This is a genomic window from Streptomyces sp. NPDC031554, from assembly GCF_055580685.1.
Genome location: NZ_JBVIKX010000002.1, coordinates 159,470 through 179,938, shown reverse-complemented (window position 1 = coordinate 179,938; position 20,469 = coordinate 159,470). Strand labels below are relative to the sequence as shown.

Below are 20,469 nucleotides of genomic sequence, written 5' to 3'. Positions count from 1 at the left end.
TGAGGAGGGCCCCCGCCGGTCGGCGGGGGCCCTCCTCGCGTCCGCACCGGGCCTCGCCGCAACCCCGTCAGACCTCCTGCCACGCCGTCAGCGCCAGCCCCGGTTCGTCCTTGCGGCGGGTGACGAGGAGCCGGCCGGCCGACGGGGACAGGGTCGCGGCGACCACCCGGTCCTCGTGGTCGCGGGCGAGGGCCACCTCGGCGTCGGCGGGCAGCCCGGGTCCGGACTCGGCCCACCAGGCGCCGGCGCCCTCCTCCTCGGTGGGGTACGCCGCGAAGGCCACCCGGCCGCCGGAGGAGCGCTGGGCGAGGAGCGTGCAGTCGTGGCCGTCGAGTTCGCAGCGCACGGCGGCCACCGGACCGGGGCCCGCCGCGGTGAGCAGGGCGACGGGCGCGCCCCCGGGGCGCCACGCGCACAGGTCGCCCGAGGCGTCGGTGTAGTAGAGCGTGGTGTGCTCCGGCGAGGTGGCCAGGGCCCGCAGGGTGCCGGGGCGGACCGGTGTCTGCACCGACTCCCCGAGGACGGGCGGGGTGCCCGGCTGCTCCTGCCGCCAGTGCTGCAGCCCGCCGGGGACGGCCGCGTACGCCTCGACGCGCCCGGACTCCCCCGCGAGCGCGACCGGTGCGTCCAGGACGTCCGGACCCTTCAGGTCGCGCCACGGGTCCCAGCCGCCCTTCTCCTTCTGGGCCACCATGCCGAGCCCGGTGCCGCCCCGGGCGGCGAAGACGTGCGCCCGCCCCTGGGCGTCCACGGCCACGGCGGGGATGCCGGTGAGGTCGCCCCTGGTCTCCGGGTGGCCGACCGGAACCCAGTCGAGGGCGGCGAGCAGGGGCCGGAAGTGCGCGGAGTGCACGATCCCCGACTGCCCCGGCACGGTGGGCCGCCAGGAGGCGAGGTGGGCGTACCCGTCGGCCCCACGGCCGACCGCCGCGGCCGCGCGCAGCTTCTGGTCGCCACCGACCCGGCGCGGCGGGTCCCAGGCGCCGCCCGGGGTGCGCTCCGCGCGGCACAGCACCGCGTCGTCCGACGTCAGGTAGACACAGAGCCGCCCGTCGCGGCCACGTACGAGCCATTCGCCGTTCACCCGGTCACTTTATGACGGCCCCTCGGCGGCGCCCTCGGGCGGGCCGCGCCGGGGACCGGCATCGGCCGTCGTCGGCTGCCGCGGCCGTCCTCGGCCGTGGCACCCTGGGCCCCATGGATGACGACGACGGCCCGCTGCTCGTGATCGTCGACGCCGCGAACGTCGTGGGGTCGGTGCCCGACGGGTGGTGGCGCGACCGGCGGGGCGCGGCGGAGCGGCTGCGGGACCGGCTGGCCGCCGACGGGCTGCCGGGACACCCCGGGCCCGTGGAGATCGTCCTGGTCGTCGAGGGCGCCGCGCGCGGTGTGGCGCCGGTGTCCGGCGTGCGGGTGGAGTCGGCGTCCGGCAGCGGCGACGACCACATCGTCGGCCTGGTGGCCCGGTCGGGCGACCGCCGCCGCCTGGTCGTCACGGCCGACCGCGAACTGCGCCGGCGGGTCACCGCCCTGGGCGCCGGGGTGGCGGGACCTCGCACCGTGCGGCCGTAGGGCGTGTCCGGCCCTGCGCGTCGGGCCGGCGCGCGGCGTCCGGTGCGGTGGCGGTGCGTCGCACGGCGGAGGATCGCCCGTGCACCGGAGGTGCTCGGGTGGTCCGACGACGCGGCGGGGGCCCTCCCGCACGAGCGGAGCCGAGCGTGGGGGAGCCGAGCCGGGCGTCGCCCGCCCGACGAGAAGGGGCGGACCCGCCCTGAACGGGTACGGCGTCCTCGCGCACCCCGCCCGAACGGCGCACGGCCCCGCGGGCACCGCCGGGACGGGGTCGCGCGGGGCCGCGGGGCGGGGTCGCGCGGGGTCGTTCAGCGGCCGGCGGCGGGCCCGGCGCCCCGGCCGGCGGTGGCCTCCTCGCCGCGCCCCAGGCGGCTGTGGGAACGGCCGTACAGGAAGTACACGGCGAAGCCGATCACCATCCAGATCACGAAGCGCAGCCAGGTCTCGGCGGGCAGGTTGAGCATCAGCCACAGCGAGGCCAGCACCGACAGGACCGGCAGCACCGGCACCCAGGGGGTGCGGAAGGCCCGGGGCAGGTCGGGACGGGTCCGGCGCAGGATGATCACGCCGATGGCGACGACCACGAAGGCGAAGAGCGTGCCGATGTTGACGAGTTCGGCGAGTTCGCTCAGGGGCGTGAAACCGGCCAGGATCGCGATGAGCACGCCGAGCAGGATGGTCGGCCGGTGCGGGGTCTTGAAGCGCGGGTGGACCTGGGAGAAGAACCGCGGCAGCAGTCCGTCGCGGCTCATCGCGAAGAAGACGCGGGTCTGGCCGAGCAGCAGGATCATGCAGACCGTGGTGAGGCCGACGGCGGCGCCGAAGCTGATGAAGCCGGCGAACCAGGGATGGCCGGTGGCCTTGAACGCGTCGGCGAGGGGGGCGGTGATGGACAGATCGGTGTACTTCTGCATGCCGGTCACGACGATCGACACCGCGACGTAGAGGGCGGTGCAGATGATCAGGGAGCCGATGATGCCGCGGGGCATGTCCCGCTGTGGGTTCCTGGTCTCCTCCGCGGCCGTGGCCACCACGTCGAAGCCGATGAACGCGAAGAAGACCACGGAGGCGGCGGTGAAGATGCCCATCACACCGAAGTTGGACGGCGCCCAGCCGAACATCAACTGGATGAGCGGGGCCTGGAGGCTGTCGCCGGCCGGCACCGCCTGCGCCTTCGGGACGAACGGGTCGTAGTTGGCGCCCTCGACGAGGAAGGCGCCCGCGATGATCACGACGAGGACCACGGTCACCTTGATCGCGACGACCACCGAGGTGACGCGCGCGGAGAGCTTGGTGCCGACGACGAGGATGGCGGTCAGGACCAGGACGAGCGCGGCGGCGAGGATGTCGAAGCCGAAGCCCTCGGCCCCGTCCCGGCCGCTGAGCGCCGCCGGCAGGTGCCAGCCCGCGTTGTCCAGCAGCGAGGCGATGTAGCCGGACCAGCCGACCGCGACCACCGCCGTGCCCAGCGCGAACTCCAGGACCAGGTCCCAGCCGATGATCCAGGCGGGCAGTTCGCCGAGGGAGGCGTAGGAGAAGGTGTAGGCGGAGCCGGCCACCGGGACGGTGGAGGCGAACTCGGCGTAGCAGAGCGCGGCGAGCGCGCAGACGACGCCGGCCGCCACGAAGGCCAGGGCGACGGCGGGACCGGCGTTGTTCTTGGCGACCGTGCCGGTCAGGACGAAGATGCCGGTGCCGATGATGACGCCGACGCCGAAGACGGTCAGGTCGAGCGCGGACAGGGATTTCTTGAGCGCGTGCTCGGGTTCCTCCGTGTCGAGGATGGACTGCTCGACCTTCTTCGTCCGGAAGAGGGCGTTGCTCATGGGTGTACCTCCCACGCGGTGTCGTCCCCGACATGATCGAGAGGGGCCGTAGTCCGTATGCCCCGGAGCGGGCTCAATCACGCAAATGGGCCGGTTCCACCACTCTCTCAGCGGTGGAACCGGCCCGGCAACGGCACGGCGCGCGCATCGCGCCCGCTTCCCGTCGGTCGCGCCCGCTTCCCGTCAGTCGCGCGCGGGCTCGGCCTCGGCGGCCGTCCTGTCGTACCGCCCGTCGAGGCGGGAGACCAGGCCGGTGACCTGGCGGGCGATGTCGGGGGCGGTCAGCCCGATCTCGGCCATGACCTCGGCGCGGGAGGCGTGGTCGAGGAAGCGGGGCGGGATGCCGAAGTCGCGCAGGGGCACGTCCACCCCGGCGTCGCGCAGGGCCTGGGCGATCGTGGAGCCCACGCCGCCGACGCGCGAGTTGTCCTCGACGGTGACGACGACGCGGTGGCGCTCGGCGAGCGGGGCCATGGCCTCGTCGACGGGCTTGACCCAGCGCGGGTCGACGACGGTGGTGGAGATGCCCTGCCGGTCGAGGAGGGCGGCGATCTCCAGGCACATCGGGGCGAGGGCGCCCACGGAGACCAGCAGCACGTCGGGCCGGTCGGTGCCCGGCTCGCGCAGCACGTCCATGCCGCCGACGCGTCCCACGGCCGGTACGGCGGGGCCCACGGCACCCTTGGAGAAGCGCACCACGGTCGGCGCGTCGTCGACCTCGACGGCCTCCCGCAGCTGGGCGCGCACCTGGTCGGCGTCGCGCGGCGCGGCCAGCCTCAGGCCCGGGACGACCTGGAGGATCGACATGTCCCACATGCCGTTGTGGGAGGCGCCGTCGGTGCCGGTCACGCCGGCCCGGTCGAGCACGAACGTGACGCCGCACTTGTGCAGGGCGACGTCCATGAGGACCTGGTCGAAGGCGCGGTTGAGGAAGGTGGCGTAGACCGCGAAGACGGGGTGCACGCCGGCGTGGGCGAGGCCCGCCGCGGAGACGGCGCCGTGCTGCTCGGCGATGCCGACGTCGTAGACGCGCTCGGGGAAGGCCTTGGCGAACTTGTCCAGGCCGACCGGCTGGAGCATGGCCGCGGTGATGGCGACGACGTCCTCGCGCTCGGTGCCGAGCTTGACCATCTCCTCGCCGAAGACGGAGGTCCAGTCGGCGCCGCTGCTGGCGATCGGCAGACCCGTGTCGGGGTGGATCTTGCCGACGGCGTGGAAGCGGTCGGCCTCGTCCTGGAGGGCGGGCTGGTAGCCGCGGCCCTTCTCGGTGAGGCAGTGCACGATGACGGGGCCACCGAAGCGCTTGGCGCGGGCCAGCGCCGACTCCAGGGCCTCGATGTCGTGGCCGTCGATGGGGCCGACGTACTTCAGGCCGAGGTCCTCGAACATGCCCTGCGGGGCGATGAAGTCCTTCAGGCCCTTCTTGGCGCCGTGCAGGGTGTCGAAGAGGGGCTTCCCGACGACCGGGGTGCGGTCGAGGATGTCCTTGGTGCGGGCGAGGAAACGTTCGTAGCCCTCGGTCGTGCGCAGGGTCGCCAGGTGGTTGGCGAGGCCACCGATGGTGGGGGCGTAGGAGCGCTCGTTGTCGTTGACGACGATGACGAGCGGGCGGTCCTTGGCCTCGGCGATGTTGTTCAGCGCCTCCCAGGCCATGCCGCCGGTCAGGGCGCCGTCACCGATGACCGCCACGACGTGGCTGTCCCGTTTCAGGATCTCGTTGCCCTTGGCGATGCCGTCGGCCCAGCCGAGCACCGTGGAGGCGTGGCTGTTCTCGATGACGTCGTGCTCGGACTCGGCCTGCGAGGGGTAGCCGGACAGGCCGTCCTTCATCTTCAGCCGGGAGAAGTCCTGCCGGCCGGTGAGGAGCTTGTGCACGTAGGACTGGTGGCCGGTGTCCCAGAGCACCTTGTCCTTCGGGGACTCGAAGACCCGGTGCAGGGCGATGGTGAGCTCGACCACGCCGAGGTTGGGGCCGAGGTGGCCGCCGGTCTTGGACACGGCGTCGACGAGGAAGGTCCGGATCTCCCCTGCCAGCTGGTCCAGCTCCTCCAGGCTGAGCCGGTCCAGATCGCGCGGTCCCCTGATGCGGGTCAGCAGCGGCACCCGTGCCTCCTTGCAATAGAGCTGATCGAGCTGTTGCCGGGTTCTGCGAGTCTAATCTTCCGCCCCGGCGGACGGCGCCCGCCCCATGATTCGAGGGTTCTCGGGGGTCCACGGGGGTTCTCGGGGTTCTCGGGGGTTCACGGATCGGCCGTCCCCCGGATGCGGGTCTCCCCGCTCGTGCCCGGCACGCCTGTGCCCGGCACCCGAGGACGGGTGCCGGGCACAGTCGGTCGCTGCCGTGATCAGCCGCGGCCGGCGGCCTTCTGGCTCCTGCGGGAGACGGAGTCGACGACGACCGCGCCGAGCAGGACACCACCGGTGATCATGTACTGGATCGAGGTGTTCATGTTCAGCAGGTCGAGACCGGTCCGGATGGACTGGATGACCAGCATGCCCAGGAGGGCGGACCAGACGGTACCGCGGCCGCCGAAGAGGCTGGTGCCGCCGATGACGGCCGCCGCGATGGCGAGCATCAGGGTGTCGCCGGCACCGGCGCTCAGCGAGGCTCCGGCGGTCTGGCCGGCGAAGAACATGCCGCCGAGCGCGGCGAAGCCACCGGCGATGGCGAACACGGTGATCCGGACCATCGGGACGTTGATGCCCGCGCGGCGGGCGGCCTCGATGCCGCCGCCGACCGCGAACACCTTGCGGCCGTACGTCGTACGACGGAGCACGAAGTCCACGATCACCAGCGCGGTCAGGAAGAGCACCAGCGCGTTGGAGACACCGGACGCGTTGTTCAGCACGGCCGCGGACACGAACGCCGCCACCGCGAGCAGGCCCACGCGCAGCAGGATCTCGCCGGTCGCGCGGAACGGCACGCCCGCCGCCCGGCGGCGACGCTGCTCACCGAAGTTGCCGATCAGGGACAGCACGACGGCGAGTCCGGCCAGCAGGTAGGCCCCGATGATGGCCTGGTCCATGAAGAAGGAGTTCTGGCCGAACAGGTGGATGGGACCGGAGTCGGACGGGAGGTTGATGGTGCCGTTGGAGCCCAGCAGCCACAGCATGAGGCCGTTCCAGGCGAGGAGGCCGGCCAGGGTGACGACGAAGGCGGGCACGCCGATCTTGGCGAAGAACCAGCCGTGCAGGGCGCCGATGGCGATGCCCGTGATGATCGTCAGGACGAGCGACAGCCACGGGTTCATGGAGTGGTCCACCACGAACACGGCGAACAGCGCGGACGCCAGGCCGCTGACGGAACCGACCGACAGGTCGATCTCGCCGAGCAGCAGGACGAACACCAGGCCGATGGCCAGCATGCCGGTGGCCGACATGTAGTAGCTGATGTTCGAGAGGTTCTCGGCGCTCAGGAAGCGGTCGTTGTTCAGCTGGAAGATCGTCCAGATGACGATCAGGCCGACGACCACCGGCAGCGAGCCCAGCTCGCCGCCCTTGACCTTGCGCTTGAACTCGGTGACGTAGCCCTTGAGGCCCTCTTCGCGGACCAGCAGGCGCGGGTCGACGACGGCGACCGGGGCGGCCGTGGGGTCGTCGGCGGGGGCGACCGTGGTCTGGTCCTCCACCACGCCCTCGCTCTTGCCGACCTTGGTGCTGTCGCTCTTCACGGTCTTGGACGTGTCGCTCACTTGGCCGCCTCCGCGGTGCGACGCCCCGCACGACGGGTCACGGCGTTGTCCGTGGCACCCGTGATCGCGGCGATGATCTCTTCGTGGCTGGTGTCCTTCACGGGGAAGGAGCCGTTGTTCTTGCCCAGGCGCAGGACGGCGACGGTGTCGGCGACCGCCTTGACGTCGGCCATGTTGTGGCTGATGAGGATGACGCCGAGGTTGCGCTCGCGCAGCCGCTCGACCAGGTCGAGGACCTGCGCGGTCTGCTCGACGCCGAGGGCGGCGGTGGGCTCGTCGAGGATGACGACCTTCGGGTCGCCGATGAGCGCGCGGGCGATGGCGACGACCTGGCGCTGACCGCCGGAGAGGCTCGCGATCGGGATGCGCACGCTCGGGATGCGGATGGAGAGCGTGGACAGCAGCTCGCGGGCGTTCTTCTCCATCGCCACCTCGTCGATGGCACCGCGGCGCAGCAGTTCGCGGCCGAGGTAGAGGTTGCCGACGACGTCGAGGTTGTCGCAGAGCGCGAGGTCCTGGTAGACCGTCGCGACACCGAGACCCTGGGCGTCGTGCGGCTTGTTGATGCTGACCGGCTTGCCCTCCCACTCGATGACGCCCTCATCGATGGGGTGAACACCCGCGATCGTCTTGACCAGGGTGGACTTTCCGGCGCCGTTGTCGCCCACCAGGGCGACCACTTCTCCGGCGTGGACCTCCAGCTCGACGTCGGTGAGTGCCTGCACCGCACCGAATCGCTTGGAGACTCCGCGCAACGCCAGCACGGGCGTAGCGGACACGTGAACCATCTCCTTCGCCGCCTGACCGGCGGGGATGCCGCGCTGTGGAACAGGCGCGGAAGGGTGTGCTCAGCGCCGACGGCTGCGGGGCGCTGACGCACGAGGTTTACAAGATGAACATGCGCGAGTCCGCCGCACTTGGCAACGGTTCCGTCCGACGCCCGCCCCGGCAGCGGGGTGTGAAGGTGGGGCGAGCGTCGGCGGGGTCTCACGGGGCCGCTGTGCGGCCGGTGGTCCGGGCCCGGGCCCCGCGGGGGCCCGAGCCGGATGCGCGCGGGGCGCGGGACCGCTACTGGAGGCCGGCGGCCTTGCAGGCGGCGGCGAACTCGGCGGTGCAGATCTCCTCGACCGTGTACAGCTTGTCCGCGACGACCGTGTCCTTGATGTTGGCCTTGGTGACCGACACCGGGGTCAGCAGCTGCGAGGGCACCTTGTCGCCGGAGCCGCTGGTCAGCTCGGTGGTGGCGAGGGACTTGATGTCCTTGCCCTCGAGCAGGTTGACCGCGAGCTGGGCGGCGGCGTCGGCCTCGGGCTTGAAGGCCTTGTAGACGGTGGAGGACTGGGTGCCGGCGACGATGCGCTGGATGCCCGCGAGCTCCGCGTCCTGGCCGGTCAGCGGGATGCCGCTGATCTTCGCGCCCTTGAGGGTGTTGGCGATGCCACCGGCCATGCCGTCGTTGGCGGCGTAGACGCCGGCGATCTTCTTCGCGCCGAGCTGGGTGATCGCGGCGGACATCTTCTGCGCCGCGACGGTGTCCTTCCACAGGCCGGACTGCTCGTAGGCGATCTTGACCTTGCCGTCGAGGGCCTTGTGGGCGCCTTCCTTGAACTGGCCGGCGTTCGGGTCGGCGTCGTCACCGTTGATCATGACGACGTTCGCCGTGGGGGTGGCCTTCGAGCCGAGCGCGTCGAGCAGGGCCTGGCCCTGGAGCTCGCCGACCTTGACGTTGTCGAAGGAGACGTACGCCGAGACCGGACCCTGGGCGAGGCGGTCGTAGGCGACGACCTTGACGCCCTTGTCCACCGCGGACTTGATGGAGGACTTGATGGCGGCCGAGTCCTGCGCGGAGACGACGATCACCTTGACGCCCTTGGTGACCATGCTGCTCATCTGCTGGGCCTGCTTGGCCGGGTCGGCGGCGGCGTTCGCGTACTGCACGTCGCAGTCGGAGCAGAGCTCCTTGACCTTGGCCTCGAAGAGCGGCTTGTCGAACTTCTCGTAGCGCGCCGTGACGCTGTCGGGGAGCAGCAGGCCGATGGACTTGCTGTCGGAGCTGCTGCTGTCGGAGTCGTCGTCGCCCGCCTTGCCGCACGCGGCAATCGACAGGGCCATGGAGACGGCGGTGGCGCCGATCAGGACTCTACGCATCGTTGCGTTCATTGGATGTGCCTCCCTGACAGGGCCGCAACGCTGCGGCCGAGGTGGCTGGAAGTCAACTCGGCCACACGTGCGACGTCAAGAAGTAAATACTTAACGAGATGGCAACGGCGTCATTCGTTCTCTAAGTGAAGGCAGGCGTGTTGACGGACAGCGTGCCGTCCAAAAGGGTCGAATCACCCATCTCGCCGAGGGCGAGGGCGAGCGCCCCGAGCACCTCCGCGCGGCCCCCCAGCGCCCCCGGGAGAACGGTGAGTTGGCGTGCCGCGCTGGGGATCGCGTAGCGGCCGACGGACTCCCTGATGGGCCCGAGGACCAGCTCGCCGGCCTCGGCGAGATCACCGCCCAGGACCACCCGGCTCGGGTTCAGCAGGTTGCAGAGGTTGGCGACTCCGCTGCCGATGTGCCGGCCGACGTCGGCGATCACCCGGCGGCAGCCCGGATCCCCGTCCCTGGCCAGCCGCACGACCCTCTCCATGGTCAGGTCCGTGCCGTGGCTGGAGTGCAGGAGGGGCAGCACGTAGCGCGCGGCCGTGAAGGTCTCCAGGCAGCCCCGGTTTCCGCAGCGGCAGACGGGGCCGGACTCGTCGAGGGTGATGTGCCCGATCTCCCCGGCGGTTCCGCCGGGACCCCGGTAGATCTTCCCCTCGATCACCAGGCCGGCGCCGACACCGCTGGCGACCTTGATGTAAGCAAGATCACGAACACCCCTGCCGCTGCCCCAGACCAGCTCGCCGAGGGCGCCGAGGTTGGCGTCGTTGTCCACGTGCACGGGCACGCCGAGCCGCCCCCGCAGCTCCTCGGCGGGCTTGGTGCCGATCCAGCCGGGCAGGATCGCGGACGAGCCGAGCGAGCCGGACTCCACGTCGATCGGACCGGGGACCCCGAGGCCCACTCCGGCGATCTTCGAGCGGTCCACCCCGGTGGCCTCGATCAGGCGGCTGACCAGCTGTTCCGCCCGGTCGAAACCCTGTGTCGAGGAGGCGTCCACATCCAGTGGTTCGGACTCCTCGGCCAGCACCTGATGGGCGAGGTTGCCCACGGCGACCCGCAGGTGGGTATGCCCGAAATCCACGCCGATGACGATGCCGGCGTCCCCGCTCAGACTGACGCTGCGGGCCCTGCGGCCGCCCGCCGAGGTGGGGGTGACCTCGACGGTCCCGCGGTCCTTCAGCTCCCGCACGATGTTGGACACGGTCGCCGCGGACAGGCCCGTCGTCCGGGCGATCTCCGCCTGCGTGAGGGACCCGGCCAGACGCACGGCGCGTACCACCCGCTCCAGGTTGGCTCGGTGCAGCGACGACTGCGACCCCGGAGTCTCCACGACGACCTCCCGCGCGCGGGACCGCTTCGATGAGGCCCCGTCTATGTCCAACTAGTGAACTCTAAGCTGAGCTGTTCGGGTTGCCTCCCGTCAAGAGGTTGAACACTAATCGCATTCATGCACACACCGAACGGCGCCGTCCCCCGACTCGGGAACGGCGCGCGTACGGGCGGCTGCGCAGTGCTACCCCGGCGTCCAAGGGATCAAGGGAAAGGGCTACTTCAGCGCCCCCGCGGTCAGCCCCCGCACCACCTGCCGCTGGAAGACGACGTACGCGGCGAGGACCGGCAGCATCGCCATCACCAGTCCCGCGAAGAGACCCGACCAGTCGCCCTTGTAGCCCTGGCTGACGGCCAGCTGCACCAGCCCCTGGGTGAGGACGCGCCGGTCCGGGTCGGTGTTCAGGACCGTGGGGAGCATGTACTGGTTCCACTGGCCCAGGAAGTTGAAGATCCCCACGCTGATCAGGCCGGGCCTGGCCATCGGCAGCATGATCTGGAAGAACGTACGGCTGTGCGAGGCGCCGTCGACGAACGCCGCCTCCGCCACCGACGAGGGCAGCGTGCGGAAGAACGCCGTCAGGAAGAACACCGTGAACGGCAGCGAGTAGGCGATGTAGACCAGGATCAGGCCGTGGATCGTGTTCAGCAGGCCCATGTTGTTCACCACGTAGAACAGCGGGACCAGCGCGAGCATGACCGGGAAACTCATGCCGCCGACGAACAGGTAGTAGACGAACCGGTTGCCGGGGAAGTCGAACCGGGCCAGGACGTAGGCCGCCATCGAGCCGAGCACCAGGGTGCCGACGAGCGAGCCCCCGACCACCAGGACGGTGTTGAGGAAGTAGTCGCCCATGTCGGCCTCGGTCCAGGCCCGCGACCAGTTGTCGAAGTGCAGCGTGTCGGGCAGCGACCAGGGCGAGCCGAAGATGGAGCCGTCGTCCTTGAAGGAGGTCATCACCGCCCACAGCAGCGGCAGCACGACCATGACCGCCCACAGGACGAGGATGCCGTGCGAGAAGGCGTTGAGGACCTGCCCCTCCTTCCGCGTCCGGGGCGGGGCGCCGGCCGGCGGGGCGTCCGCCTTCACGACCGGGACGGGCGCCGGGGGTTCCGCGGTCTTCTCGATGCTCATGATCAGTACTCCAGCCGCTCGCGCCGGCCCAGCCGCAGCACCAGCGCGGCGAAGGCCAGCGTCACGACGAGCAGGGCGACTCCGATGGTGGTGGCGTAGGCGGCCTGACCGTCGCGGAACGCCTTCTGGTACACGTAGAGGACCATGACGGTGGTCGAGTAGTCGGGTCCGCCCGGCCCGGTCGTCATGATCTGGACGACCGCGAACGACTCCGCGCCGAGCGCGAGGATGCCCAGGTAGACCCAGCCGGACCGCACGGTGTCCCACAGCAGCGGCAGGGTGATGCGGAAGAACGTGGTGGCGCGGCCGGCGCCGTCGAGCAGCGCGGCCTCGTACAGGTCCGTGGGGATCGACGCCATGCCGGCGGAGAACAGCACCACGAAGAAGCCGACCGTCGACCAGACGAGCACCGCCATCACGCACCACAGCGCGAGATCCGGATCGCCCAGCCACAGCGGCTGCACGCCGTCCAGGCCGATCCCCCGCAGCAACGAGTTGAGGGCACCGCTGTCGGGGTTGTAGGCGAAGGCGAACAACAGCGCCACGATGGCGATCGAGAGCACCTGCGGGAAGAAATAGACGATCTTGTAGAAGGACGAGCCGCGCACACCGGAGACGACCGGGCCGCCCTTCCTCCTGCGTCCGCCGACATTGATCATGAAGGCGAGGAACAGGGCCAGGCCGATCGTCACCGGCGGCAGCACGAGCGCGAACGTCAGGCTGTGCCGCAGGGACTTCCAGAAGATGTCGTCGTCCAGCATCCTGCGGTAATTGTCCAGGCCGACCATCTCGAATTCGGGGCTCAGCCCGGTCCAGTCCGTGAACGAGTAGGAGATGGACTGGATGAACGGCCACACCACGAAAAGCGCGTACAGCCCGAGGGGCGGCGCCAGGAAACCCACGATGAACCGGTACTTGCCGTGCTGCATCGCCACTCCGGTGTCGTGATGTCGCCGGTCACTGGTGCTTGTAGTGCTTGATCGAGGAATCCTTGGCCGCCTCGTCGGCATAGCCCTGGATCTTCTTGATCGCCTCCGCCGGGGTGAGCCGGCCGGCCATCATCTCGCCGAGGCCGGAGACCCCGATCTTCTCCTTCTGCAATTGCACGTACCAGTCCTGGAGCCGCGGGTTCACCACGTTCCGGCCGGCCTTCCGCAGCGCGGCGACACCCGACTTCAGGCCGGGGGTGAGGGTGATGCCGTCGGTGCCGCCGTCGTACGCGGTCAGCGACTTGACCTTGGAGGTGAAGTTCTTCGAGGACGCCTCACCGAGCATGATGCGCAGCTGCTCCATGCCGCCGGCCGGGTTCTTCGCCCTGGCCGGGACGACGAACGGCTCGCCGCCGGAGGCCCAGATGGTGCCGAACGGCAGCTTGTCGGAGCCGTCGAGTCCGGTCGGCGCGGAGACGGCGAGGCCGAAGTCGGCGGGGATGACGCCGGCCGACTCGTTCTCCACCCAGGAGCCGTTGGGGAGGAACAGGGCCTTGCCCTTGGCCCACGCGGTCTGCGACTGGATGTGGTCCAGGCCGGGCGTGCCCCGCAGGACGTACCCCTTCTCGTACAGCTCGTAGTAGGCGTCGAAACAGGCCTTGACCGCCGGGTGCCTCCAGGCGTTCGGCTCCAGGTTGTCGATGGCGTCGAGGACTTCGCGGCCGCCGACCTTGCCGATCATCGGGTACAGCGAGAAGGGCAGGTAGTACGGGTACTTGCCCGCGTACGTCCAGCCCGCGATGCCCTTCTTCCTGGCCTTGGCGCAGACCGCGAGCATCTCGTCCCAGGTCTCGGGGTAGGCCGCGTCCAGCGAGTCCAGGGCCTTCTGCGAGTACCAGACGCCGTACACGGTGTAGGCGTAGTACATGATCCAGACCGGGTCGCCGTCGAACTGGCCCATCTCCACGATGCCGGGGCGCAGGGTGTCGCGGACCTTCTTCGCCGGGTCGTCGTACGAGGGCGCGTCCAGCAGCGCGGTGAGGTCGGCCAGTTGGCTCTTGCCGACCAGGACGCCCATGTCCATCTGCTCGGCGCCGGAGTTGTCGATGAGGTCCGGCGGGGTGCCCTGGTTGAACCGGGGCTGGAGCGTGGACTGGATCTTCTGGGTGGCCGAAAACTTCACCTTCGCCTCGGGGAAACGCTGTTCGTAGATCTTGACGGCGTCCTCGGCGTACTCCTTGCCGAAACCGCCGTCGAACAGGACGAATTCCAGTCGGGTGGTGTCCTTCACGCCGAGCGGGTTCTTGTCGGTCTTCTCGCCCGTCTCGGCCTTTCCCTCGTCACCACCGCTCCCGCTGCTGGCGCAGGCGGAGAGGAAACCCGCCGTGGGGACGGAGATCAGCCCGAGTGCGACCGATCTCCTGATCAGATCACGGCGGCCGACGCCTTTCGCACCACGGTCCTCGATCGCATCGGCGGAATCATCCGGAACGGCCGGTCGGGCCGGGCCTTCCGAACCGGACACAGAAGCGGATCCCATGCTCAAGTCCACGCCTTCTCCAGGACTCAGGCGGTGAACCGGATTCCTCCCGGCACCGCGGTCAGGTCAAGCAGGGTTGTGCGGATCGAGTGAATCGCCGACAGGTATAGTCCACTTCCCGCCACCGGACAAGATCGAATACAAGGTTGGCCGTGGGTCTTTTCCGAGTTGAGACCTGGCGGAAATACGGGCCCACCGCGACCGTCCGGCCGGAAAATCGCCGGACACGAACCCATGGGGGATTCACGGCGAGCCTCCGGACGGTGGTTCGGCGGTCCGCGACGGATCCGCGAGGGGCGGGGCGGACGACCTGCGGCAGACCCGCGAAGGGCGGGGCGGCAGGCCCGCCGAGGACGGCCCGGACGACCTGCGGGGGACCGGCGGCGGAACGCGGCAGGACACCTCGGGAAGCCGGTGGCAGCCCGCGGCAGGGCACCTCGGGAAGTCAGTGGCAGCCCGCGGCAGGGCACCTCGGGAAGTCGGTGGCAGCCCGCGGCAGGGCACCTCGGGAAGTCGGTGGCGGCCCGTGGACGTGAGGCCCCGCGAGGTCCCTCCGGGGCGCCGGGGAGGACGCGGGTGGCGCGGTCAACATCCTTGACATCACTTGCCACTTGGCCACCTACTGATTCCTGCGCATCGAAGAAGACAACGTTGTCCGGCGCAGGGAGGGTGCTCGCGGATGCAGCGCTTCGGAGCTCGGTCGAGGTGGGTCCGATGGAGACGGGCGGTCGTGGGCACGGCCGCCCTGGTCATGGCGGCGGGCGCGCCGGGGGCGGCGGTCGCCCTGCCCGACCGGGTGCCGGTGCCCGACCGGGAGTTCGCCTCCTCCTTCGAGGAGGGCGAGCGGGCTCCCGACTGGCGGAGCACCGTCGAGTCCGCGCCGGGCGGCGGGAAACGGGCGTCGGGGGTCGACGGCGGATACGGCGGCGGGCTCCCCGGCGAGGTGACCGACCGGGTCACGGACGTGCGGGCGAGCGCCGAGAACACGGCCGGCGGCGAGGTGAAGGAGAACCTCGTCGACGGCGAGGCCGGCACCAAGTGGCTGGCCTTCGAGGCCACCGGCTGGGTGGAGTTCGACCTGCCGGAACCCGCGGCGGTCACCGTGTACGCACTGACGTCCGCCAACGACGCCGCCGAACGCGACCCGGCGGACTGGACGTTGAAGGGCTCGGCGGACGGCGGCGACTGGACGGCCCTCGACACCCGCTCCGGCGAGTCCTTCGACAAGCGGCTGCAGACGAAGGCGTACGCGCTCGACGCACCCGCCTCCTACCGGCACTTCCGGCTGGAGGTGACGAAGAACCACGGCGCCGGCCTCCTCCAGCTCGCCGACGTGCGGTTCGGCACGGGCGGCGACGGCGCCCCCGTGCCGCCGGACATGCAGACCGTCGTCGACCGGGGCCCGAGCGGCTCCCCCACCGCCAAGGCGCGGGCCGGCTTCACGGGGCTGCGGGCCCTGCGCTACGCCGGGCGGCACACCGCCGAGGGGCGCGGCTACTCGTACAACAAGGTCTTCGACGTGAACGTGCGGGTCTCCGCGCGCACCCGCCTCGCCTACCGCGTCTTCCCCGCGATGGCCGAGGGCGACCTGGACTACGCGGCGACGAACGTGTCGGTGGACCTGGCGTTCACGGACGGGACGTATCTGAGCGGTCTCGGGGCGAGGGACCAGTACGGCTTCGCGCTGTCACCCCGCGGGCAGGGCGCGGCCAGGTCGCTGTACGTCAACCAGTGGAACGACGTCGTCGCGGGGATCGGCGCGGTGGCGGCCGGGAAGACCGTCGACCGCGTCCTCCTCGCCTACGACTCCCCCGGCGGGCCGGCGCGGTTCCGGGGCTGGGTGGACGACGTCACGCTGCGCACGGTCCCGCCCGAGGCCCCGAAGGCGCACCTGTCGGACTACGCGCTGACCACGCGCGGCACCAACTCCAGCGGGAGCTTCTCGCGGGGCAACACCTTCCCCGCGACCGCCGTGCCGCACGGCTTCAACTTCTGGACCCCGGTGACCAACGCCGCCGGCCTGGGCTGGCTCTACGACTACTCCCGCGCGAACGACGCCGGCAACCTGCCCACGATCCAGGCGTTCAGCGCGAGCCACGAGCCCAGCCCGTGGATGGGCGACCGGCAGACGTTCCAGGTGATGCCGTCCACGGCGGCCGGCGTCCCCGACACCGGGCGGGCCGCGCGGGCGCTGCCGTTCCGGCACGCGAACGAGACGGCCCGGCCGTACTCCTACGGCGTGCGGTTCGAGAACGGGCTGACGGCGGAGATGGCGCCGACCGACCACGCGGCGGCCCTGCGCTTCACCTACCCGGGCGACGACGCGAGCGTCGTCCTCGACAACGTCAACGACCGGGCGGGCCTCACGCTCGACACCGATGAGGGCGTCGTCACCGGCTGGTCGGACGTGAGGTCGGGACTGTCCACGGGCGCCACCCGGCTGTTCGTGTACGGCGAGTTCGACGCGCCGGTGACGGACGGGGCGTCGAACGGAGCGAAGGGGTACCTGCGGTTCGACGCGGGCGCCGACCGCACGGTCACCCTGCGCCTGGCGACCTCCCTGATCGGTGTCGACCAGGCCCGCGACAACCTGCGCCGGGAGATCCCGGAGGGGACCTCCTTCGAGACCGTCGAGCGGCGGGCCCAGCGGCAGTGGGACGAACTGCTGGGCACGGTGGAGGTCGAGGGCGCCACCCCGGACCAACTGACGACGTTGTACTCCAGCCTGTACCGGCTGTACCTGTATCCCAACTCCGGTTTCGAGAAGGTCGGTTCGACGTACAAGTACGCCTCGCCCTTCTCGCCGGTGTCGGGCCCGGACACCCCGACGCACACCGGCGCGAAGATCGTGGACGGCAAGGTGTACGTCAACAACGGTTTCTGGGACACCTACCGGACGACCTGGCCGGCGTACTCGCTCCTGACGCCGACCAGGGCCGGCGAACTGGCGGACGGGTTCGTGCAGCAGTACAAGGACGGCGGCTGGACCTCGCGCTGGTCCTCCCCGGGGTACGCCGATCTGATGACCGGCACCTCCTCGGACGTCGCCTTCGCGGACGCGTACGTCAAGGGTGTCGGCCTGGACGCGGAGTCGGCGTACGACGCGGCGGTGAAGAACGCGACCGTGGTGCCGCCGACGTCCGGTGTGGGCCGCAAAGGCATGGCGACCTCGCCGTTCCTCGGTTACACCGCCACCGACACCCACGAGGGCCTGTCCTGGGCCCTGGAGGGCTACCTCAACGACTTCGGGATCGCCCGGATGGGACGGAAGCTGTTCGAGAGGACGGGCGAACGGCGGTACCGGGAGGAGTCGGAGTACTTCCTCAACCGCGCGCAGGGCTACGTGCACCTGTTCGACGCGGAGGCCGGTTTCTTCCAGGGCCGGGACGCCGCGGGCGACTGGCGGGTGAAGTCGTCGGCCTACGACCCCCGCGTGTGGGGTCACGACTACACCGAGACCAACGGCTGGGGCTACGCCTTCAGCGCCCCGCAGGACAGCCGCGGCCTGGCCAACCTCTACGGCGGCCGCGACGGCCTCGCGCACAAGCTCGACACCTACTTCGCGACCCCGGAGACCGCCTCCCCCGAGTTCACGGGCTCCTACGGCGGCGTCATCCACGAGATGACGGAGGCGCGGGACGTGCGGATGGGCATGTACGGGCACTCCAACCAGGTGGCCCACCACGCGATCTACATGTACGACGCGGCCGGGCAGCCCTGGAAGGCGCAGGCCAAGGTCCGCGAGGTGCTGGGGCGCCTGTACACCGGCAGCGCGATCGGGCAGGGCTACCACGGTGACGAGGACAACGGCGAGCAGTCGGCCTGGTACCTCTTCTCCGCGCTCGGCTTCTACCCGCTGGTGATGGGCGGCGGCGAGTACGCGGTCGGCTCGCCTCTGTTCAAGAAGGCCACCGTGCACCTGGAGAACGGGAAGGACCTGGTGATCCGGGCGCCGCGCAACAGCGCCCGGAACGTCTACGTGCAGGGCCTCGAGGTCGACGGCCGCCCGTGGAGGTCGACCTCGCTGCCCCACTCGGTGCTGGCGAAGGGGGCGGTCCTCGACTTCGCCATGGGACCGGAGCCCTCGGCGTGGGGCAGCGGGAAGGGCGCGGCCCCCGTGTCGATCACCCGGGACGACGAGGTGCCCGCACCGCGCACGGACGTGCTCGCGGGCGGGGGCGCCCTGTTCGACGACACGTCGGCGACGGGGACCGGGGTCTCGGGCGCGGTCGACCTGCCGGTCGGCGCCGCCGAGAAGGCCGTGCAGTACACGCTCACGTCCGCGAAGCACTCCGACGCGCCGACGGCCTGGACGCTCCAGGGCTCCTCCGACGGCGTGACGTGGACGGACCTGGACCGGCGCACCGGGGAGGCGTTCCGCTGGGACCGGCAGACCCGGGCGTTCTCGGTCCCCCACCCGGCCTCGTACCGGCACTACCGGCTGGCCTTCGACGGCCCGGCGGTCGTCACGGAGGTCGAGTTGCTGTCCTGACCGCGGGCGGCCCGGTGGGCGGCGGCCGTACGGCTCACCGCCCACCGGGCCGGAGCGGGGTGGCCCGACCGGAGTGGCCGGAGCGGGGTGACCCGACCGGAGTGGCCGGAGCGGGGTGGCGCTCCGGCGCGGCCGGTCCGTGGCGGGGTGCCGGCCCGGGCTCAGCCGACCCGGCAGGGAAGGGTCGTCGTGCTGTCGCCGCCGGCGCCCGAGACGACGTACCCGAAGCTCGCGCTCTGCCCCGGGCTCAGCGAGCCGTTCCAGCCGGCGTTGTGGACCATCACCGCCTGGCCGGCGTAGGTGGCGGTGCCGTTCCAGAGGCTGTCGACCTTCTGGCCGGCGGGCAGCGTCCAGTCGACCATCCAGCCGAGCATCGGGACGTCGCCGGAGTTGGTGACGGTGACCTCGGACTGGTGTCCGCCGTTCCACGTGCCCGTCGTGCGGCGGGTGGCCGTGCAGGTGCCGGGGACGGGTTCGGTCGGGTTCCCGGGCTCGTGGATGCCGGTCACCTCGCCGTCGCCGCCGTCGAAGACGACGTCGGAGCAGGAGTAGAAGGTCTCCGCGCTGTCGGAGCGCTGCCACACCATGTAGACGACGTGGCGCCCCGACTTGCCCTCGGGCAGCTTGCCGCTCCACCGGTAGTCGGCCTCGACCGTGCCCGGGGTGCCGTTGAGCGGCGGGTGGTCGACGCTCAGGAACGGCTGGTCCTCGACGGCGTCCCAGGTGAGGGTCCGGGTCGGGTCGAAGCCGTCCTTGGTGAGGTAGACGCGGAACCAACCCGGGTGCGCGGCCCAGGCGTTGTAGGAGAAGTCGATCGTCGCGCCCGAAGTGAGGTGGGTGAGCGGCCAGTCGGCGCGGGGGGCGTCGAAGCCGGTGAAGTTGGTGTTCCCCCCGCTGCACAGTTGTCCGTCGGGCACGAAGCCGCGGGTGCGGCCGGCGCCGTCGGAGCGGAGCACGGAGAACCAGTTGTAGAACGGCGTCGTCCCGCTGACCTGTTGCGCGTTCCGGCAGGCGGGGTTGACCGGTTTGATCTCGCCGGTGTCGGTCAGCCCGTCCTGCCAGCACAGGAAGGTCCGGCTGCCGGGCTTCATCGGTGTCCCGTGGGCCTCGGCCGTGCCGCCCGCCGTGACGACGAGTCCGGCGGCGGGGAGGGCGACCAGGAGGGAGAGGAGGACGAGGAGGAGGGCCTTGGCGCGTGACCCGGCTCCAGATTTTGTCGTGATCATGACATCGATGTCGGTGTCTCGCATGGGAGTCCGTCCTTCCGTGTACGGACCGTGCGGGCATGGAGAGGGTGCGGGGCGGGTGCGGCCGCGGGTGCGAGTACGGGTGCGGGTGCGAATGCGGGTGCGCGGAGGAGGGGTGGAGGCGGGAGCGGTCCCGGCGGGTTCCGGTCCGCCGGATGGGAGCGCTCCCACCTCACCTGTGGCGCAAGGTAGCGCCGGAGAGCCGACTTGTAAACGGAATCGGCGTCGATTCACGGAACCCGCGGCCCGGCCGGGTCGCGGAAGGCGGAGCGGACGCGTCCCCCTGCCCGCGGCGGCGCCGCCGCCCGCGGACGTGTCGCCGCCGCCGCTCGTGGGCGGGTGCGCCGTACCGGCGCCACCGGGTGGGGCGGGGGCGGCCCGGGAGGTCCGTGCGGCCGGTGGCCCACAGGAGGGTGGGCCACCGGGGGTGTCCGTGGGGGCGTCGAGCGCCGTCGGCGGCCGCAGAGGCACGGCAACGGTGACGGCGGAGACGGTGACGGCGACCGCGACGGCCCGCCGTACGGCGGAGGGCCGCTCCCCCGTCACCGGGGAAGCG

The 20,469-nt window shown here is 71.2% G+C and carries 13 protein-coding genes; 2 read left to right on the top strand and 11 right to left on the bottom strand.

Features of this window, described 5'->3' with window-relative positions:
• Positions 1 to 67: 67 nt before the first annotated feature.
• On the bottom strand, positions 68 to 1,084 hold the full coding sequence (locus ACZ5FU_RS06225) for a PLL family lectin (RefSeq protein WP_451526866.1): 1,017 nt from the start codon (positions 1,082 to 1,084) through the stop codon (positions 68 to 70).
• 113 nt (positions 1,085 to 1,197) lie between these two features.
• Here ACZ5FU_RS06225 and ACZ5FU_RS06220 point away from each other — a divergent pair, with 113 nt between their 5' ends.
• Entirely contained in the window at positions 1,198 to 1,572 is a 375-nt protein-coding gene (locus tag ACZ5FU_RS06220; RefSeq protein WP_451780021.1) for a PIN domain-containing protein, read from the top strand.
• 308 nt (positions 1,573 to 1,880) lie between these two features.
• Here the strand turns inward: ACZ5FU_RS06220 and ACZ5FU_RS06215 are convergent, their stop codons facing one another.
• The 9 genes from ACZ5FU_RS06215 to ngcE form a co-directional block, all read right to left on the bottom strand.
• Complete coding sequence (locus ACZ5FU_RS06215) at positions 1,881 to 3,398, bottom strand: amino acid permease (protein ID WP_451526864.1); 1,518 nt, start codon at positions 3,396 to 3,398, stop codon at positions 1,881 to 1,883.
• Positions 3,399 to 3,581: 183 nt separating this feature from the next.
• The gene (dxs, locus tag ACZ5FU_RS06210) at positions 3,582 to 5,501 is read right to left on the bottom strand and encodes a 1-deoxy-D-xylulose-5-phosphate synthase (RefSeq protein ID WP_451526863.1); all 1,920 of its coding nucleotides are present in this window, start codon (positions 5,499 to 5,501) and stop codon (positions 3,582 to 3,584) included.
• A gap of 242 nt (positions 5,502 to 5,743) precedes the next feature.
• Positions 5,744 to 7,090, bottom strand: coding sequence for a sugar ABC transporter permease (locus tag ACZ5FU_RS06205; protein ID WP_451780027.1), 1,347 nt, complete (start codon positions 7,088 to 7,090; stop codon positions 5,744 to 5,746).
• The gene (locus tag ACZ5FU_RS06200) at positions 7,087 to 7,878 is read right to left on the bottom strand and encodes an ATP-binding cassette domain-containing protein (RefSeq protein WP_451526861.1); all 792 of its coding nucleotides are present in this window, start codon (positions 7,876 to 7,878) and stop codon (positions 7,087 to 7,089) included. The genes ACZ5FU_RS06205 and ACZ5FU_RS06200 overlap by 4 nt, the downstream gene beginning before the upstream one ends.
• Positions 7,879 to 8,158: 280 nt before the next feature.
• Entirely contained in the window at positions 8,159 to 9,250 is a 1,092-nt protein-coding gene (locus ACZ5FU_RS06195) for a sugar ABC transporter substrate-binding protein (protein ID WP_469044829.1), read from the bottom strand.
• A 121-nt stretch (positions 9,251 to 9,371) separates the two neighbouring features.
• Positions 9,372 to 10,571 (bottom strand): ROK family transcriptional regulator, encoded by a 1,200-nt coding sequence (locus ACZ5FU_RS06190; protein WP_451526859.1) that lies wholly within the window; start codon positions 10,569 to 10,571, stop codon positions 9,372 to 9,374.
• Positions 10,572 to 10,787: 216 nt separating this feature from the next.
• Entirely contained in the window at positions 10,788 to 11,705 is a 918-nt protein-coding gene (locus ACZ5FU_RS06185) for a carbohydrate ABC transporter permease (RefSeq protein ID WP_451780029.1), read from the bottom strand.
• 2 nt (positions 11,706 to 11,707) lie between these two features.
• The gene (locus ACZ5FU_RS06180; RefSeq protein WP_468645674.1) at positions 11,708 to 12,634 is read right to left on the bottom strand and encodes a carbohydrate ABC transporter permease; all 927 of its coding nucleotides are present in this window, start codon (positions 12,632 to 12,634) and stop codon (positions 11,708 to 11,710) included.
• 28 nt (positions 12,635 to 12,662) lie between these two features.
• On the bottom strand, positions 12,663 to 14,174 hold the full coding sequence (ngcE, locus tag ACZ5FU_RS06175; RefSeq protein WP_451526856.1) for an N-acetylglucosamine/diacetylchitobiose ABC transporter substrate-binding protein: 1,512 nt from the start codon (positions 14,172 to 14,174) through the stop codon (positions 12,663 to 12,665).
• Between the two features lie 751 nt (positions 14,175 to 14,925).
• Here ngcE and ACZ5FU_RS06170 point away from each other — a divergent pair.
• Positions 14,926 to 18,666, top strand: a complete 3,741-nt coding sequence (locus ACZ5FU_RS06170; protein WP_469045101.1) for a GH92 family glycosyl hydrolase — start codon at positions 14,926 to 14,928, stop codon at positions 18,664 to 18,666.
• A gap of 161 nt (positions 18,667 to 18,827) precedes the next feature.
• Here ACZ5FU_RS06170 and ACZ5FU_RS06165 read toward each other — a convergent pair whose 3' ends face one another.
• A complete protein-coding gene (locus ACZ5FU_RS06165; protein ID WP_451526940.1) occupies positions 18,828 to 19,892 on the bottom strand; it encodes a lytic polysaccharide monooxygenase auxiliary activity family 9 protein in 1,065 nt (354 codons plus the stop codon).
• Between the last annotated feature and the right edge of the window lie 577 nt (positions 19,893 to 20,469).